Here is a 13693-nt window from a genome sequence, read left to right as displayed (position 1 = left end):
GATGACGAAGCATCCGCCGAGCCGAAGCTCAGCTGAAGAACTTGCCGAGCGCGATCGTGACCGACTGCGTCGCCGTGAGCCCGATGGACGGATTCTGGTTGCAGACGTCGTCGTACGGGAACGCGTAGGCGAGCGAGTTGGTGCTCAGCCGATGGAACAATTGCGCCCACGGATTGGCGACCAGCGTGTTCGAGCCTGCGATCTGATAGAAGCTGGCGGCGTCGTTGCTGCAGGTTGCATCGGCGAGCGTGTTCGCCATCACGCCGCGATTGAACGCCGCGGCCAGCATCTTCTGCACGTTCTTGGCGGCATCGCTGCCTGTTGCGAGCGCGTTCGCGCATTGCCACACGTCATAGCTTGAGATGCCGGGCGTGCCCGGGCCGCCGACCGTGAACGCCGCCGTGCCGCTCGCCGACGAACCGCTGTAGAACGTCAGCCCGACGCCCGGCTGCACGAGGCCGGTGTAGGTGCCCGTCGAGAGATCGGTGACGCTCAGCGGCGTCGTGGTCCAGGTGCGATACCAGTTCTCGATGGTCTGATCGAAATACGTGAGCAGCGAGCCGCTGTACTGGGCCTGCGCCGAGATGCTCTTGGGCGACAGCGCGCGCAAGGTGACGTTGCCGTTGACCGCGAGCCCCGCCGGAAACGCGGACGGCGCGGCCACGGTCTGCGGCATGTAGAACGCGGCGGGCAGATTCGACACCGCGTCGATGATGGCCGGACGCGACACGTTGTACTGCCCTTGCAGCGTGCCGCCCGGCGTGCCGTTCAGGAGCAGCGGGAAGCCGAATTGATCGACCTGCGTGGTGTTGCCGTTGAAATTGCCGTTGCTGTCGAACGAAAATTCGATCCAGTCGAACAGCGTGAGCGATCCCGGACCGCCGACAGTCACCGGCGCCGTGTATTGGCTGCTGCCGAGCGCGGTGAACGGCAGCTTCGGCACACCGACCGACACGTAGATGCGCCCGCTGAATGCCGCCGTGCCCGTGCCCAGACCGGGGATGGTCGTCGCGTTGAGCTTCGACAGATCCAGCGCGAAGCTCGATCCGACCGTGAGCGGAATGCTGTAGTCGGCCCATGCGTTCGGATAGGTTTCGGCGAGCGCCGCGGCTTCGCTGCCTGGCAGCGCGGACGAGCCCGGAAAGGTCTTCGCGGGAATCGTGTTGTCTGCGGCGCTCATCACGTGAGGCGTGCCGGTCGAGTCGATCCAGTACTGCGTGTTGCCGGATGCAAGGCTCACTTCGCCGATCACGTAGGCATAGACGGCCGTCCCGGCGGGCAGGTCGGTCTGCGTGAGATCGAGGGTCAGCGGCGTCTTCGCGCTTGATGTCGTGCCGCCCGTTTGCGGCGGGGATGAAGCGGGCGGATTCGAAGACGCCGGATTGGAAGACGCGGAGCCGGAAGAAGCCGAGGACGACGCCGGCGCCGCATTCGAACCCGAACCGCCTCCGCATGCAGCGAGGAGGCCCGATGCCCCCATGCCCAGAAGAAAAGTGCGGCGGCTGATGCTTGTTGTCGTCATCTTCGGGTCCTTCGTCGAATTCGTCATGGAAAGCAGAGGGTTTGCGATGGCCTTCCCGCGTGCGCGGGGTCCACGCTTTCAGGCAGCGTCGACGTGCGAGTCGGGAACTCTCCGGGTTATCGGCAGGGGAAGGCGGCGGCTTGAGGCGGCGCGGCGTATTTGCGCGTGTCGGCGTGCGGCTCGCGCAGACAGTCATCGCGGATCTGTTGGGCGGGGAGCGTCACAAGGCGCTCGTCACGCTTATGCGCACACGTGAAATCATTCGATCAATCAACGATCTAGCGCCATCCGGCACATTGGCACGCCGCATGCAATGTTGGATTCGAGCCAGCATTGCATTGCAAGGCTTCGAAACACCGGGCGCATTGGCGGCCGGCGTGGGTACCGGAGTCTGCATATGCCGCTTGCTCGACCGCTCCTCTGTTTTGTCCGATGCTCGTTCGCAGCCACGATGTTTTTATGCGCCGTCGCGGGCGCCGTGAGTCTGCCGGCTGCATCGCCGAGTTACACGTCTGAGGCGCGCAGCGCGCTGCCCGGCTATTCGACCACGCCGCACGCGTTGAATCCCGGCATCGAGCGTCTGCGCGCCGGGACGTGGTGGGAAGCTAATCGCAAGATCCGCCCGGAACTCGCGCAAGTCGGCGACCTCATGTTCCTCCTGCCGCTTGCCGACAAGAAGCTCGAACCTTCGTCGGATGCCATCGGCCGCGTGCAGCGCCTGCGCGATGCGCTGCGCAGCCACATGAAGCGCGTACCGGCGGGCTGGTCGCGTCTCGTTGCGCAGGTGAGGGCGGAGCGCGCGAAGGCCGGCGACACGTCAGCCGTGCTGCTCGCCGACTCGCTCGTCAACGAAGTGCGCTACCGCGACGGAACCGACGGCAGCTACTACGCGCCCGCCCGCTTCTTTGCGGAAGGCGGCGTGTGCAAGGATTTCGCCGTCGCCAAATATCTGCTGCTGCGCGACGCGGGTTTCGACATCGCGCGGTTGCGTCTCGTGTCGCTCGCGCCGCGCTACAACAACACGCCGGACGACTGGCACGTCATCCTCGTCGTGCAGATCGATGGCGCGAGCGAACCGCTCGCACTCGATTCACCGAGCGCGCCGACCGCGAAGCGCGCCGACGACACCGCAAACGAAGCCGGTTCGTCCGCGCTGCTCGGCGCTGTTCTTTCTGGCCGTGCGCCCGCCGCCGCCGTGCTGCGCGCGCCCGCGGGACCGCTTGCCGCGCCGCTCGGTCAGTCGGGCCAGGCGCGGCGGCCGCTTGCGACCGTATTCAACGAAGAGGGCAGCCGCTCGTTCGAACGCGCGGCGCCCGGCGCGCTGCGGCGTGCGTCGGCGGCGGGACGAAGCGCGAGCGCGATGTATGTCGACGAGATGGGCGATCCGTGGAAAGTCGACAGAACCGGGACGTTTCCGAAGTGGCGCGTCGCAACGGAGCAAACCAGGCAAACAAGCGCGATCGGCAGTTGAGCATCCTGCGATGCGCCGCCACGCGCACGCACCGTTCATCGCCAGGTCTCGATGACGCGGCTATCGTCACTCGCGCCTAAACCCGCGTCCGCCGCCGCGTGAAAGCGCGCATTCGCAAGCCGCAGCAGCGGAACATCGGCGCCGCATGCTTGCGCGGCCGCGTCCACGAGATCGCTGTCCTTCACGAAGATGTCGATGGCGCTGGTCACGGTCACGTCGGCGTCTTGCAGCATGCGCGGGCCGCGATCGGACAGCATCCACGAACCGGCCGCGCCTTGTTCGACCAGATCGAGCACGGCGGACGGATCGAGACCCAGCGCACGCGCCAGATTCAGCGCCTCCGCCGCGGCCACGATGTGCACCGAGCACAAGTGCTGGTTCACGAGTTTGATCGCCTGCCCGTCGCCGAGCTTCGTGCCCGTGACGCGCACGCTGCCCATTGCATCGAGCACGGGGCGCGCGTCGTCGATATCGCGTGGCGCGCCCGCCGTGAAGATCACGAGCTCGCCGCGTTTCGCGCGCGCGGTGCCGCCCGTCACCGGCGCGTCGATCACGCGCGCGCCTGCTGCCGCCAGCCGTTCGCCTTGCCGACGCACGGCGTCCGGGCCGACCGTCGACATGATCGCCCACGTCTGGCCGGAAAGTTTCGCGCCGACGCCATCGACGAGCGAGGCCAGTTGCTGCGGCGTCGCCACCATCGCGATGACCACGTCGGCGGGCGGCGCGGACGCGAAGCTATCGACGGCGGCGAGGCCGCTTTCGTGCGCAAGCCCGCGCGCGCGGCTCGACAGATCGACGCCCGTCACGGCGTGGCCCGAGGCGCTGATCCGCTGCGCCATCGGCAAGCCGATCGCGCCGATGCCGATGAATGTCACGTTCATGAGTCGCCTTTAACCATTCACCGCTAACGTTTAGCGCACGACATTGACCGGCGCACCCGCGACGAAAGCCGCGATGTTGTCGATCAATTGATCCGCGAGCGTCTGCTGCGCTTCATCCGACGCCCACGCCACGTGCGGCGTCACGATCACGTTCGGCCGGCCCGCCACGCGCATCAACGGATTGCCGGGCGCGGGCGGTTCGGTCGACAGCACATCGAAGCCCGCGCCGCTGATCCAGCCTTCATCGAGCGCCTCGACGAGCGCCGCTTCGTCCACGAGCCCGCCGCGCGCCGTGTTGATGATGAGCGGCTTCTTCTTCATCGCGCGAAACTCGGCTGTCGACAGCATGCCGCGCGTGTTCGGCGTGAGCGGGCTGTGAATGGTGATGACGTCGCTCGTCGCGAGCACGTCGTCCCATGGCGTGTAGAGCGGCCCGAGTCCTTCGCGCCCTTTGTGCGCGGCAAAGAGCGGCCGCATGCCGAACACGCGCGCGATCTCCGCGACGCGCTGCCCGAGCACGCCTTCGCCGATGATGCCGAGCGTCGCGCCGCCGAGATCGCGAATCGGATGATTGAAGAAGCAGAACTGCCCGGCCTTTTGCCATTCGCCTTCGAGCACGTCGTCGCGATACGCGACCAGATTGCGCCGCAGCGCGAGCATCAGCGCGAACGTATGTTCGGGCACGGTGTTCACCGCATAGCCGCGAATGTTCGACACGACAATGCCGCGCTGCTCGCACGCGCTCTTGTCGATGCAATCGGTGCCCGTCGCGGCCACCGCGATGAGCTTAAGTTCCGGCAACCGGTCCAGCGCCTCCGCCGTGATCGCGACCTTGTTGGTGATCGCGATGCTCGCGCCCGCAAGACGCGTCACGACTTCATCGGGCGTGGTGCGGTCGAACTCGATCAACTCGTGCTCGAACGCGGGCCGCTTCAGGCGGATCTGCGGCGCGAGCGTCTCGCGGTCCAGAAAAACGATCTTCTGCATGGTCTTTCCTTGCTGTGCGTGATTTTGTGCGTGAATCAAAGATGCCGCTTCACTTCCTCGACGATATGTCGCGGCGTGATGCCAAAGTGTTCATAGAGCGCCTCGGCCGGCCCGGAAGCGCCGAAGCCTTTCATGCCGACGAAACCGCCGCGTTCGCCGATCACGCGGTCCCAGCCGAAACGCACGGCCGCTTCCACCACGACACGCACGGTGTCCGCGCCGAGCACGCTCGATCGATACGCGGCGTCTTGCTCGTCGAAGCGTTCGCAACACGGCATCGACACGACTGCCGTCGCAATGCCCGCCGCCTGCAACTGCTCGCGCGCCGCGAGTGCGCATGCGACTTCCGAGCCGGTGGCGATGAGCGTCACGCGCCGTGCGCCGCCTTCGGCTTCCGCGAGCACATAGCCGCCGCGCGCCGAGCGGTTCTCGTCCTCGTGTTGCGTGCGCACGAGCGGCAGCGCCTGGCGCGCGAACACCATCGTGCTCGGGCCGTGCTTGCGGTCGTAGGCGAGCATCCAGCATTCGGCGGCCTCGACGGCATCGGCGGGACGGAACACGTACATGTTCGGCATCGCGCGCAGCGACGCGAGAATCTCGACGGGCTGATGCGTCGGTCCGTTCTTGCCGACGCCGATCGAATCGTGGCTGAAGACGAACTTCACCGGCAGGCCCATGAGCGCGGCCATGCGCATCGCGGGGCGTTCGTAATCGGAAAACGCGAGATAGGTGACGGTGAGCGGAATCACGCCGCCGTGCGCGGCCATGCCGTTCGCCATCGCGCCCATCACGTGTTCGCGCACGCCGCAATGCACATAGGCGCCGCCGCGGTCTTCGGCGGTGAACGCGCGCAGGCTGCGTTTGTGGCTCGTCGGCGCTTCGAGATCGGCGCAGGCGACCATGCGTTCGGGCAGCGCGTTTGCGAGCAGATCGTTGATCTCGGCGGAGATCATGATGCCGCCCGGCGTGTCATCGCGCGCCGGAGCATCGCGTTTGTAGGCGTCCAGCGTTCGCCGCCATCCTTCGGGCAATTCGCCGGCCTGAATGCGCTCTAACTCCGCACGCGCTTCCGCGGGCAACGAAGCGACGCGCTCGCGCCATGCGCGATATTCCTCTTCGCTGCGCCGCCCAGCTTCGCGCCATGCGTGCAGCACATCGTCGGGAATCTCGAACGGCGCATGCGGCCAGTTCATCGACGTGCGTGCGGCGTCGGAATCTTTGTCGAAGAGACGTCCGCTATGTCCGCCGCGCTGACCCTGCAGACGCGCGATGCCGCGTGCAATCGTCGTGCGGCATGCGAGCATCGACGGACGCGGATCGGCTTTGGCCTGCGCAAGCGCATTCGACACGGCTTCGAGATCGTGGCCATCGACTTCGATCACATGCCAGCCCGCCACGCGAAAGCGTTCGCTCACGTTTTCGCTGATGGAGAGCGTCGTGCTGCCGTCGTCGGTGATCTGGTTGTCGTCCCAGCACAGAATCAGTTTGCCGAGCTTCAGATGCCCGGCGAGCGAGATCATCTCCTGTCCCACGCCTTCCTGCAGACAGCCGTCGCCGACGAACGCATACGTGTAGTGATCGACGATACCGGCGCCGAACTTCGCATTGAGATACGCCTCGGCCACCGCCATGCCGAACGCATTCGCGATGCCTTGCCCGAGCGGGCCGGTCGTCACTTCGATACCCGAGGCCGTGTCGAATTCCGGATGGCCCTCGCAATGCGAGCCCATATCGCGAAACGTGCGGATCTGCTCGATGCCGAAGTTCGCATAGCCCGTGAGATGCAAGAGCGCGTAGAGCAGCATCGAGCCGTGGCCGTTCGAGAGCACGAAGCGGTCGCGGTCGGGCCATTGCGGATCGGCGGGATTGAACTTCATGTGCCGCGTGAACAGCGCCGTGGCGATTTCCGCCATGCCGAGCGGCACGCCCTGATGACCTTCGCCCGCGCGCACGATCGCGTCGATGGCGAGAAAGCGGATGGCGTTCGACAGCGGTTGCGTGTCGATGGAAGACATGACTTCTCCTGGCCGCTCCATCGAAGGAGCGGCGTCACTGAACGTTGAACGGAATCGATTTACTTCAGAAAGCCCGTGGAAATCCACGGAATGGCGGCGACGAGAATCAGCCCGGCGATCAAGGCCAGGATGTAGCCGACGATCGGCTTCATGCCTTCGTCCGGATGGATGCGGCTCACCGCGCAGGCCGAGTAGTAGCCGACGCCGAACGGCGGCGCGAACAGGCCCACGCCCATCGAGAGGATCACGACCATCGCGTAATGCACGTCGTGGATGCCCATCTGGCGCGCGATCGGGAACATCAGCGGCCCGAACAGCACGATCGCGGGAATGCCTTCCAGCACGCTGCCGAGCACGATAAACACGAGTATCGACGCCGCCATGAACATCACCGTGCCGCCGGGCAGCGCGCCCATCGTGCGCGCGAGCTGGCCCGAGAAGCCCGACTGCGTGAGCGCCCAGGCCATGCTCGTCGCCGCGCCGATGATGAGCAGGATCGCACCGGAGAGCGCGGCGGTATCGATCAACATCGGCTTTAAGCGCGCCCATTCGAAGCGGCGATAGATCAGCAAGCCCGCGATTACCGCATAGCCGATACCGATGGTCGATACTTCCGTCGCCGTGGCGATGCCTTCGACCACTGCCGCGCGAATCACGAAGGGCAGCGCGAGCGCGGGCAGGGCGATCGCGAGCTTGCGCACGATCTCCTTGCGGTTCGCACGCTTCACGTTGGAGAGATCGTCGCTTCGATAGCGCCACCAGACGACCGTGCACAGCGTCGCCGCAAGCACGATGCCGGGCAGCATGCCGCCCGTGAAGAGCGCCGAGATCGACACGCCCGTCACCGAGCCGAGCGTAATGAGCACGAGACTCGGCGGGATGGTTTCCGTCTGCGCGCCGGTGGCCGCGAGCAGCGCGACGAGATCGCCCGGCTTCGCGCCGCGCGCCTTCATCTCGGGGAAGAGCACGGGCGCGACCGCCGCCATATCCGCCGCTTTCGAGCCGGAGATGCCTGAAACAAGATACATCGCACCGACGAGCACATACGACAGGCCGCCGCGCACGTGGCCGAGCATGCTGGCGAGGAACGCGATCATCGCGTTGGCCATGCCTGTCATCTCGATCAACTGGCCGAGGAAGACGAAAAGCGGCACGGAAAGCAGGATCAGATGCGACATGCCTTCGTCCATGCGCCCGACCACCACGACGAGCGGCGTACTCGTGGTGAGCGCGAGATAGCCGAAGGTCGCGAGACCGAACGAGAACGCGATAGGCACGCCCGAGAGCACACACATGGCAACGAGGCCGACGAAGAAGATCAGCAGATTGAGGTTGCCGAGGCCTTTGAGCAGCGGGCTTGCCGCATAGAAGGCGACGGCGATCGCGGCCACGAGCGCGAGCGCGCCTATCGTGAGCTTCCAGTTCCCCACGCACCAGAGCCGCAGACACGCGACGAGCAGCATCAGCCCGGCGCCGATCGGCAACGCGGCCGCGCGCCACGAGTTGGGGATATCGAGCGCGGGCGTGGTGATGAACGCTTCGTCTTGCGCGAAGTCCAGCGCCGGCCCGATCACCATCAGCAGGAACGCGAGCGGCGCGGCGATGGCGATCACATCGAGAAACGCGCGCACGCCGGGCGACGCCATGCCGACCAGCGCCGTCATGCGCATATGCTCGCCGCGCCGCAGCGCGACGACCGCGCCGAGCATGGCGAGCCACAGGAACAGCATCGACGCGAGTTCGTCGGACCAGACGAGCGGCGTATGCAGCGCGTAGCGGCTCGTCACGCCGGCGAACAGCACCACGATCTCGGCCAGAACCAGCAACGCGGCGGGAATCTCCACGAAGTGGCCGAGCCATGTGTCGAGAAAGGCGGCCACGCGGCGTGGCGCCGGATGCGGAAGCGGGATCGTGTGCATGGCTTTCATACCAGTTTTCCGGTGTACTTTTCGAGCGTGCCCCAGCCTTGCTCGCCGTACTTCGCTTTCCAGTCGCTGTAGAAGCTGGTCTTCTTGAGCGCGCCGCGAAAGCCTTCGCGATCGACATCGACGATGTTGATGCCCTTGCCCTTCAATTGATCGCGCAGGGAGCCGTTCAACTGGGCGATGTCCGCGCGTTGCAGCATGCCGGCGGCGTCGAACTCGCGCGTCACAATAGCGCGCATGTCGGCGGGCAACGCCTGCCACGCACGGCGATTGCCCAGAATCCAGTACGCGTCCCAGACGTGCGAAGTCAGGCTGATGGACTTCTGCACTTCGTAGAGCTTCGCCGTCGCGATGATCGGCAGCGGATTTTCCTGGCCTTCCACCACGCCGGTTTGCAGCGCGGAATACAACTCGTTGAAGTTGATGGGCGCCGGACCCGCATCGAGCGACTTGAAGAGCGAGGTGAGCATGGGCGCTTGCGGCACGCGAATCTTGAAGCCCTTCAGATCGGCGGGCGTCTTCACAACGCGCGTCGATGAGCTGATCTGTCGAAAGCCGTTGTCCCAAGGCTTCGAGACCGCGAGAATGCCGGATTTCTCGACCTGCGCGCGCACATAGCCGCCGAGATCGCCGTCCATCGCTTTCCAGACGTGGTCGTAATCGGGAAAGGCGAATCCCGTATTGACGATGCCCGCGGCGGGCGTGAGCGTCGCGAGAATCGACGAGGCGAGATTGAAGAACTCGACGCCGCCGCTGCGCACTTGCGAGAGCAGGTCCGTGTCCGAGCCGAGCTGGTTCGCCGGGAACAGCTTGATATCGAGCTTGCCGCCGGTTGCTTCGCGGATCTTGTCGCAGGCCTGCTGCGCGCGGATGTTCACCGGATGCGTCGGGTCCTGGCCCGTCGCGAGCTTGTACGAGAAGTCCGCCGCCGAGGCGCGGCGCGTCGTGAGACTCCAGAGCGGTGCGGCTGCGGCGATGGTCGCGCCCGTTTTCAGGAACGTGCGCCTGTCGATGCCGCTTTTGATCGAGCGGGTGGTCATGATGTGCTCCTCCAAACCTGGTTATGGCGATCGGATGTATTGCGTCATGCACGCACTCTTGGCGGCGCGTGTCTTTACTGCTGCACTAGTTGGTCAGCCGTGGATCAGCATGCCTCCGTTCACATCGATCACGGCGCCGGTGATGTAGGAGGAAATCGGCGAGGCGAGAAAAAGGAACGCGCCCGCGACATCGTCGGGGCCGCCGAGACGGTTGAGCGGAATGCCGGCGAGAATCTCGACGCGCTTCTCGTCGCTGATCTTGCCCGCGTTGATGTCAGTCTGGATCAGGCCGGGCGTCACGCAGTTCACGCGGATGCCGTCGTTGCCGAGTTCGCGCGCCATTGCCTTGGCGAGACCGAGCACGCCCGCCTTGGCCGCCGAATAATGCGGACCGCCGAGAATGCCGCCGCCGCGTTGCGCCGACACCGACGACATGCAGCCGATCGATCCGCTGCCCTGACGCTTCATTTGCGGCACGACTGCCTGCGACAGATACAGCACGCCGCGCAGATTCACGTCGAGGACGCGGTCCCAGCTTTGCGCGTCGATGTCGAGCAGCTTTACGGCCTGCGTGATGCCCGCGTTGTTGATGAGCACGTCGATGACGCCGAAATCCGCGATGACTTGTTCCACCGCTTTGTCGCAAGCGGCGCGGTCGGTCACGTTGCACGCGTAACCGCGATGCTCCGGTCCGATCGTACTGGCGGCTTCACGCGCGGCGGCTTCATCGAGATCGAAAATGGCGACTTTCGCGCCGTGCTTCGCGAACATGCGGGCCGTCGCCATGCCGATTCCGCGCGGCGATGCCGCTCCGGAAATGACGGCGACCTTGCCTTCGAGAAGACGCGACTCTGACATGATGGTGTGCTCCTGAGTGATGATGAGTGTGTTCGTGACAAGTAGGGAAGGCTCAGCCGAGCCAGCCTTTGATGGTGTTGCACATCGCTTCGGTGGAAATGCCGTAGCGTTCGTGCAGCGTGGGTAAGGCGCCTGCATCGAGGAAGGCGTCGGGCAGGGCGATCTGGCGGAATGCGGGCGTGACGCCCGCGCCCAGCAGCGTGCGCGCGACCGCTTCGCCGAGGCCACCGATCACCGTATGGTTTTCCGCGACGACGACCATGCGTCCGGTGCGCTTCGCCTCGCGCAAAATGGTCGCGGTGTCGAGCGGCTTGATGGTCGGCACGTGCAGCACGGCCACATCGACGTTGTCCCGTTCGAGCGCCTGCGCGGCTTCGAGCGAGCGCATCGTCATGATCCCGGAGGACACGAGCAACACGTCCGCGCCGCCGCGCAACAATTTGGCTTTGCCGAGTTCGAAGCGATAGCCGTATTCGTCCAGCACGACGGGCACGTTGCCGCGCAGAAGGCGCGCGTACACCGGGCCTTTGTGTGCGGCGATGGCGGGCACCATCTGCTCGATATCGAGCGCATCGCACGGATCGATCACGGTCATGTTCGGCATCGCGCGCATCAGCGCGAGATCTTCGGCGGCCTGATGGCTCGGACCGTAGCCCGTTGTGAGGCCCGGCAACGCGGCGATGATCTTCACGTCGAGGTTATCTTCCGCGATGGCCTGATGGATGAAGTCATACGCACGGCGCGTCGCGAACACGGCATAGGTCGTGACGAAAGGCTGCGCGCCTTCATGCGCCATGCCCGCCGCCGCGCCCACCAGCAATTGCTCGGCCATGCCCATCTGGTAATAGCGCTCGGGAAACTCTTTCGCGAAGATGTGCAGGTCGGTGTACTTGCCGAGATCGGCCGTCATGCCGACGATGTTCGTCTTCGAGCGCGCCAGCTCGACGAGTGCATGGCCAAAGGGCGCGGAACGTGTGATCTGTCCTTCGTTTGCAATGGACGCGATCATCGCGGACGTCTTCAGGCGCGTGTTCATGCTTGTCTCCCTGCTTCGAGTGCTTTGAGCGCCAGTTGCCACTCGTGCGGATCGACGCGGATGAAGTGATTCTTCTCACGCTCTTCGAGGAACGGCACGCCGCAGCCCATCTTCGTATCGCACACGATGATGCGCGGCTTCGCTTCTTTCAAATTGCGCGCGTCGTCGAAGGCCTGCTTCACGGCGTCGATATCGTTGCCGTCGATGCGTTGCACGTACCAGCCGAACGCTTCGAGCTTCGGCACGAGCGGCTCGAACGCCATGATCTGCGACGAAGGGCCATCGGCTTGCTGATTGTTCACGTCGATCATCGCGATGAGGTTGTCGAGCTTCCAGTGCGCGGCGGACATGAGGCCTTCCCAGATCGCGCCTTCATCGAGTTCGCCATCGGAGAAGAGCGTGTAGACGAAGGCCTTCGAGCCTCGGCGCTTGAGGCCGAGACAACGGCCCACTGCAATCGTGAGTCCTTGTCCGAGCGATCCGCCGGACATCTCCATACCGGGCGTGTAGCTCGCCATGCCGGACATCGGCAGGCGGCTGTCGTCGCTGCCGTAGGTTTCGAGTTCTTCCTGCGGCAAGATGCCCGCTTCGAAAAGCGCGGCGTACAGCGCGATTGCATAGTGGCCGTTCGAGAGCAGGAAGCGGTCGCGGTCTTCCCAGTCGGGATCGTCGGCGCGGTAGTTCATCGCACCGAAGTACGAGACGGCCAGCACATCGGCGATATCGAGCGCCTGGCCGATATAACCCTGACCCTGCACTTCGCCCATCAGAAGCGCGTTGCGGCGGATGCGATGCGCATGTTCCGCAAGCTGCGTGTTGCTCGTGTTCACGACGGTGTCTCCTTGTATGTTTGTTTGCCTGGCTGGCTTTTATCGGCTGCGCCTGCGCTCCGGGTATTCCCTTGTTTGGTGCGTCAGGCCCGTATATGAAGCGTATTCGCTTGATGACCCGCGCTCAAACGAATTAAAGTGGGTGATCGTTGAACCTAATTCATGCGATCACTGCGATGCACCATCGAGTCACGCTCAAGTCCATACAGGCTTTCGAGGCGGCGGCGAGGCTTTCGTCCTTCTCGCTTGCTGCGGAAGAGCTTTTCGTGACGCCATCGGCAATCAGTCATCAGATCAAAATGCTGGAAGAGCAATTGAGCGTGCGGCTTTTTCATCGCATGCATCGGACGGTGATCCTGACCGACAGCGGCCGGAACTATGCGGAGGAGATCGGCGCGGCGTTCGCGCGCATCGAGAAGGCCACGCGCGATATCGGGCGCGTCGCCAAAAGCGACATCCTCACGCTGCATTCGACGCCGAGCTTCGCCACGCAATGGCTGATGCCGCGGCTCGCGCGCTTTTCGGCGCTGCATCCGGATATCGACTTGCGGCTGAATGCATCGAACGATGCGGTGGATTTGACGCGCGAGGCGGTGGACATCGATTTACGTTATGGCGCACGACGTCTACAGCCGGCGGGAACGATGGTGCTCGATCTGCCCACCGAGACGATCGTGCCGCTATGCTCAGCGACGCTGCTCGAAGGCGATCACCCGATACGCGCGATCGCGGATCTGCGGCATCACACGCTCATCCACAGTGAGGGGTGTCTCGTCGGCTGGCGCGACTTCATGCGTCTGCATCGCAAAACGCCGATCGATATTTCGCGCGGACCGCGTTTCGATCGCTCGTTCATGGCGATCAGCGCGGCGGCGGATGGCGGTGGCGTGTGCCTCGAAAGTTTGCTGCTCGTGCAGCGCGAACTGGAGACGGGGCGGCTCGTTGCGCCGTTCGGTCTGGAGGGGCTCAAGGTCAACGGCTATACGCTGAATTTGCTCAAGTCCTGCGCCGACTTACCGAAGGTGCGGAGTTTTCACGACTGGTTGTTCGGGGAACTGGATCGGTCCTGAGGTCACGGATAGTTCTTGATGTTTCTATGAAAAGCGAGCGCGCACGCACGCGGAATGC

At 64.7% G+C, this 13693-nt stretch carries 11 protein-coding genes; 2 read left to right on the top strand and 9 right to left on the bottom strand.

Annotated features, from left to right (window positions below):
• Positions 1 to 28: 28 nt before the first annotated feature.
• The gene (locus BRPE64_RS22850; RefSeq protein ID WP_144063499.1) at positions 29 to 1522 is read right to left on the bottom strand and encodes a beta-1,3-glucanase family protein; all 1494 of its coding nucleotides are present in this window, start codon (positions 1520 to 1522) and stop codon (positions 29 to 31) included.
• Between the two features lie 397 nt (positions 1523 to 1919).
• On the opposite strand from BRPE64_RS22850, the gene BRPE64_RS22845 reads away from it, so the two are divergent.
• A complete protein-coding gene (locus tag BRPE64_RS22845; RefSeq protein ID WP_044042886.1) occupies positions 1920 to 2993 on the top strand; it encodes a transglutaminase in 1074 nt (357 codons plus the stop codon).
• Between the two features lie 35 nt (positions 2994 to 3028).
• Here BRPE64_RS22845 and BRPE64_RS22840 read toward each other — a convergent pair whose 3' ends face one another.
• From BRPE64_RS22840 to BRPE64_RS22805, 8 genes are all read right to left on the bottom strand, one after another.
• Complete coding sequence (locus BRPE64_RS22840) at positions 3029 to 3874, bottom strand: NAD(P)-dependent oxidoreductase (RefSeq protein ID WP_016347244.1); 846 nt, start codon at positions 3872 to 3874, stop codon at positions 3029 to 3031.
• Positions 3875 to 3904: 30 nt separating this feature from the next.
• A complete protein-coding gene (locus BRPE64_RS22835; protein ID WP_044042885.1) occupies positions 3905 to 4861 on the bottom strand; it encodes a D-2-hydroxyacid dehydrogenase in 957 nt (318 codons plus the stop codon).
• A 35-nt stretch (positions 4862 to 4896) separates the two neighbouring features.
• The gene (tkt, locus tag BRPE64_RS22830) at positions 4897 to 6876 is read right to left on the bottom strand and encodes a transketolase (protein WP_016347242.1); all 1980 of its coding nucleotides are present in this window, start codon (positions 6874 to 6876) and stop codon (positions 4897 to 4899) included.
• 59 nt (positions 6877 to 6935) lie between these two features.
• Positions 6936 to 8795 (bottom strand): TRAP transporter large permease, encoded by a 1860-nt coding sequence (locus tag BRPE64_RS22825; protein ID WP_044043084.1) that lies wholly within the window; start codon positions 8793 to 8795, stop codon positions 6936 to 6938.
• 5 nt (positions 8796 to 8800) lie between these two features.
• Positions 8801 to 9841, bottom strand: coding sequence for a TRAP transporter substrate-binding protein (locus BRPE64_RS22820; protein WP_044042884.1), 1041 nt, complete (start codon positions 9839 to 9841; stop codon positions 8801 to 8803).
• 93 nt (positions 9842 to 9934) lie between these two features.
• Positions 9935 to 10699, bottom strand: a complete 765-nt coding sequence (locus BRPE64_RS22815; protein WP_016347239.1) for an SDR family NAD(P)-dependent oxidoreductase — start codon at positions 10697 to 10699, stop codon at positions 9935 to 9937.
• Between the two features lie 52 nt (positions 10700 to 10751).
• The gene (locus tag BRPE64_RS22810) at positions 10752 to 11735 is read right to left on the bottom strand and encodes a transketolase family protein (RefSeq protein WP_016347238.1); all 984 of its coding nucleotides are present in this window, start codon (positions 11733 to 11735) and stop codon (positions 10752 to 10754) included.
• Complete coding sequence (locus BRPE64_RS22805) at positions 11732 to 12502, bottom strand: transketolase (protein ID WP_232519303.1); 771 nt, start codon at positions 12500 to 12502, stop codon at positions 11732 to 11734. Before BRPE64_RS22805 ends, BRPE64_RS22810 begins: the two co-directional genes overlap by 4 nt.
• Positions 12503 to 12741: 239 nt before the next feature.
• Between BRPE64_RS22805 and gcvA the strand changes: the two genes are divergently transcribed.
• The gene (gene gcvA, locus BRPE64_RS22800; RefSeq protein WP_016347236.1) at positions 12742 to 13635 is read left to right on the top strand and encodes a transcriptional regulator GcvA; all 894 of its coding nucleotides are present in this window, start codon (positions 12742 to 12744) and stop codon (positions 13633 to 13635) included.
• Positions 13636 to 13693: the final 58 nt, after the last annotated feature.

This window comes from Caballeronia insecticola, assembly GCF_000402035.1.
GTDB lineage: Bacteria > Pseudomonadota > Gammaproteobacteria > Burkholderiales > Burkholderiaceae > Caballeronia > Caballeronia insecticola.
Note: the sequence above shows the minus strand (reverse complement) of the source record. Positions and strands in the feature narration are given on the sequence as shown.

Bases quoted from the DNA above. Each gene is read 5' to 3' on its own strand.
- BRPE64_RS22850 (WP_144063499.1), bottom strand. From the start codon at position 1,522: ATGACGACAACAAGCATCAGCCGCCGCACTTTTCTTCTGGGCATGGGG.
- BRPE64_RS22845 (WP_044042886.1), top strand. From the start codon at position 1,920: ATGCCGCTTGCTCGACCGCTCCTCTGTTTTGTCCGATGCTCGTTCGCA.
- BRPE64_RS22840 (WP_016347244.1), bottom strand. From the start codon at position 3,874: ATGAACGTGACATTCATCGGCATCGGCGCGATCGGCTTGCCGATGGCG.
- BRPE64_RS22835 (WP_044042885.1), bottom strand. From the start codon at position 4,861: ATGCAGAAGATCGTTTTTCTGGACCGCGAGACGCTCGCGCCGCAGATC.
- tkt (WP_016347242.1), bottom strand. From the start codon at position 6,876: ATGTCTTCCATCGACACGCAACCGCTGTCGAACGCCATCCGCTTTCTC.
- BRPE64_RS22825 (WP_044043084.1), bottom strand. From the start codon at position 8,795: ATGCACACGATCCCGCTTCCGCATCCGGCGCCACGCCGCGTGGCCGCC.
- BRPE64_RS22820 (WP_044042884.1), bottom strand. From the start codon at position 9,841: ATGACCACCCGCTCGATCAAAAGCGGCATCGACAGGCGCACGTTCCTG.
- BRPE64_RS22815 (WP_016347239.1), bottom strand. From the start codon at position 10,699: ATGTCAGAGTCGCGTCTTCTCGAAGGCAAGGTCGCCGTCATTTCCGGA.
- BRPE64_RS22810 (WP_016347238.1), bottom strand. From the start codon at position 11,735: ATGAACACGCGCCTGAAGACGTCCGCGATGATCGCGTCCATTGCAAAC.
- BRPE64_RS22805 (WP_232519303.1), bottom strand. From the start codon at position 12,502: ATGGGCGAAGTGCAGGGTCAGGGTTATATCGGCCAGGCGCTCGATATC.
- gcvA (WP_016347236.1), top strand. From the start codon at position 12,742: ATGCACCATCGAGTCACGCTCAAGTCCATACAGGCTTTCGAGGCGGCG.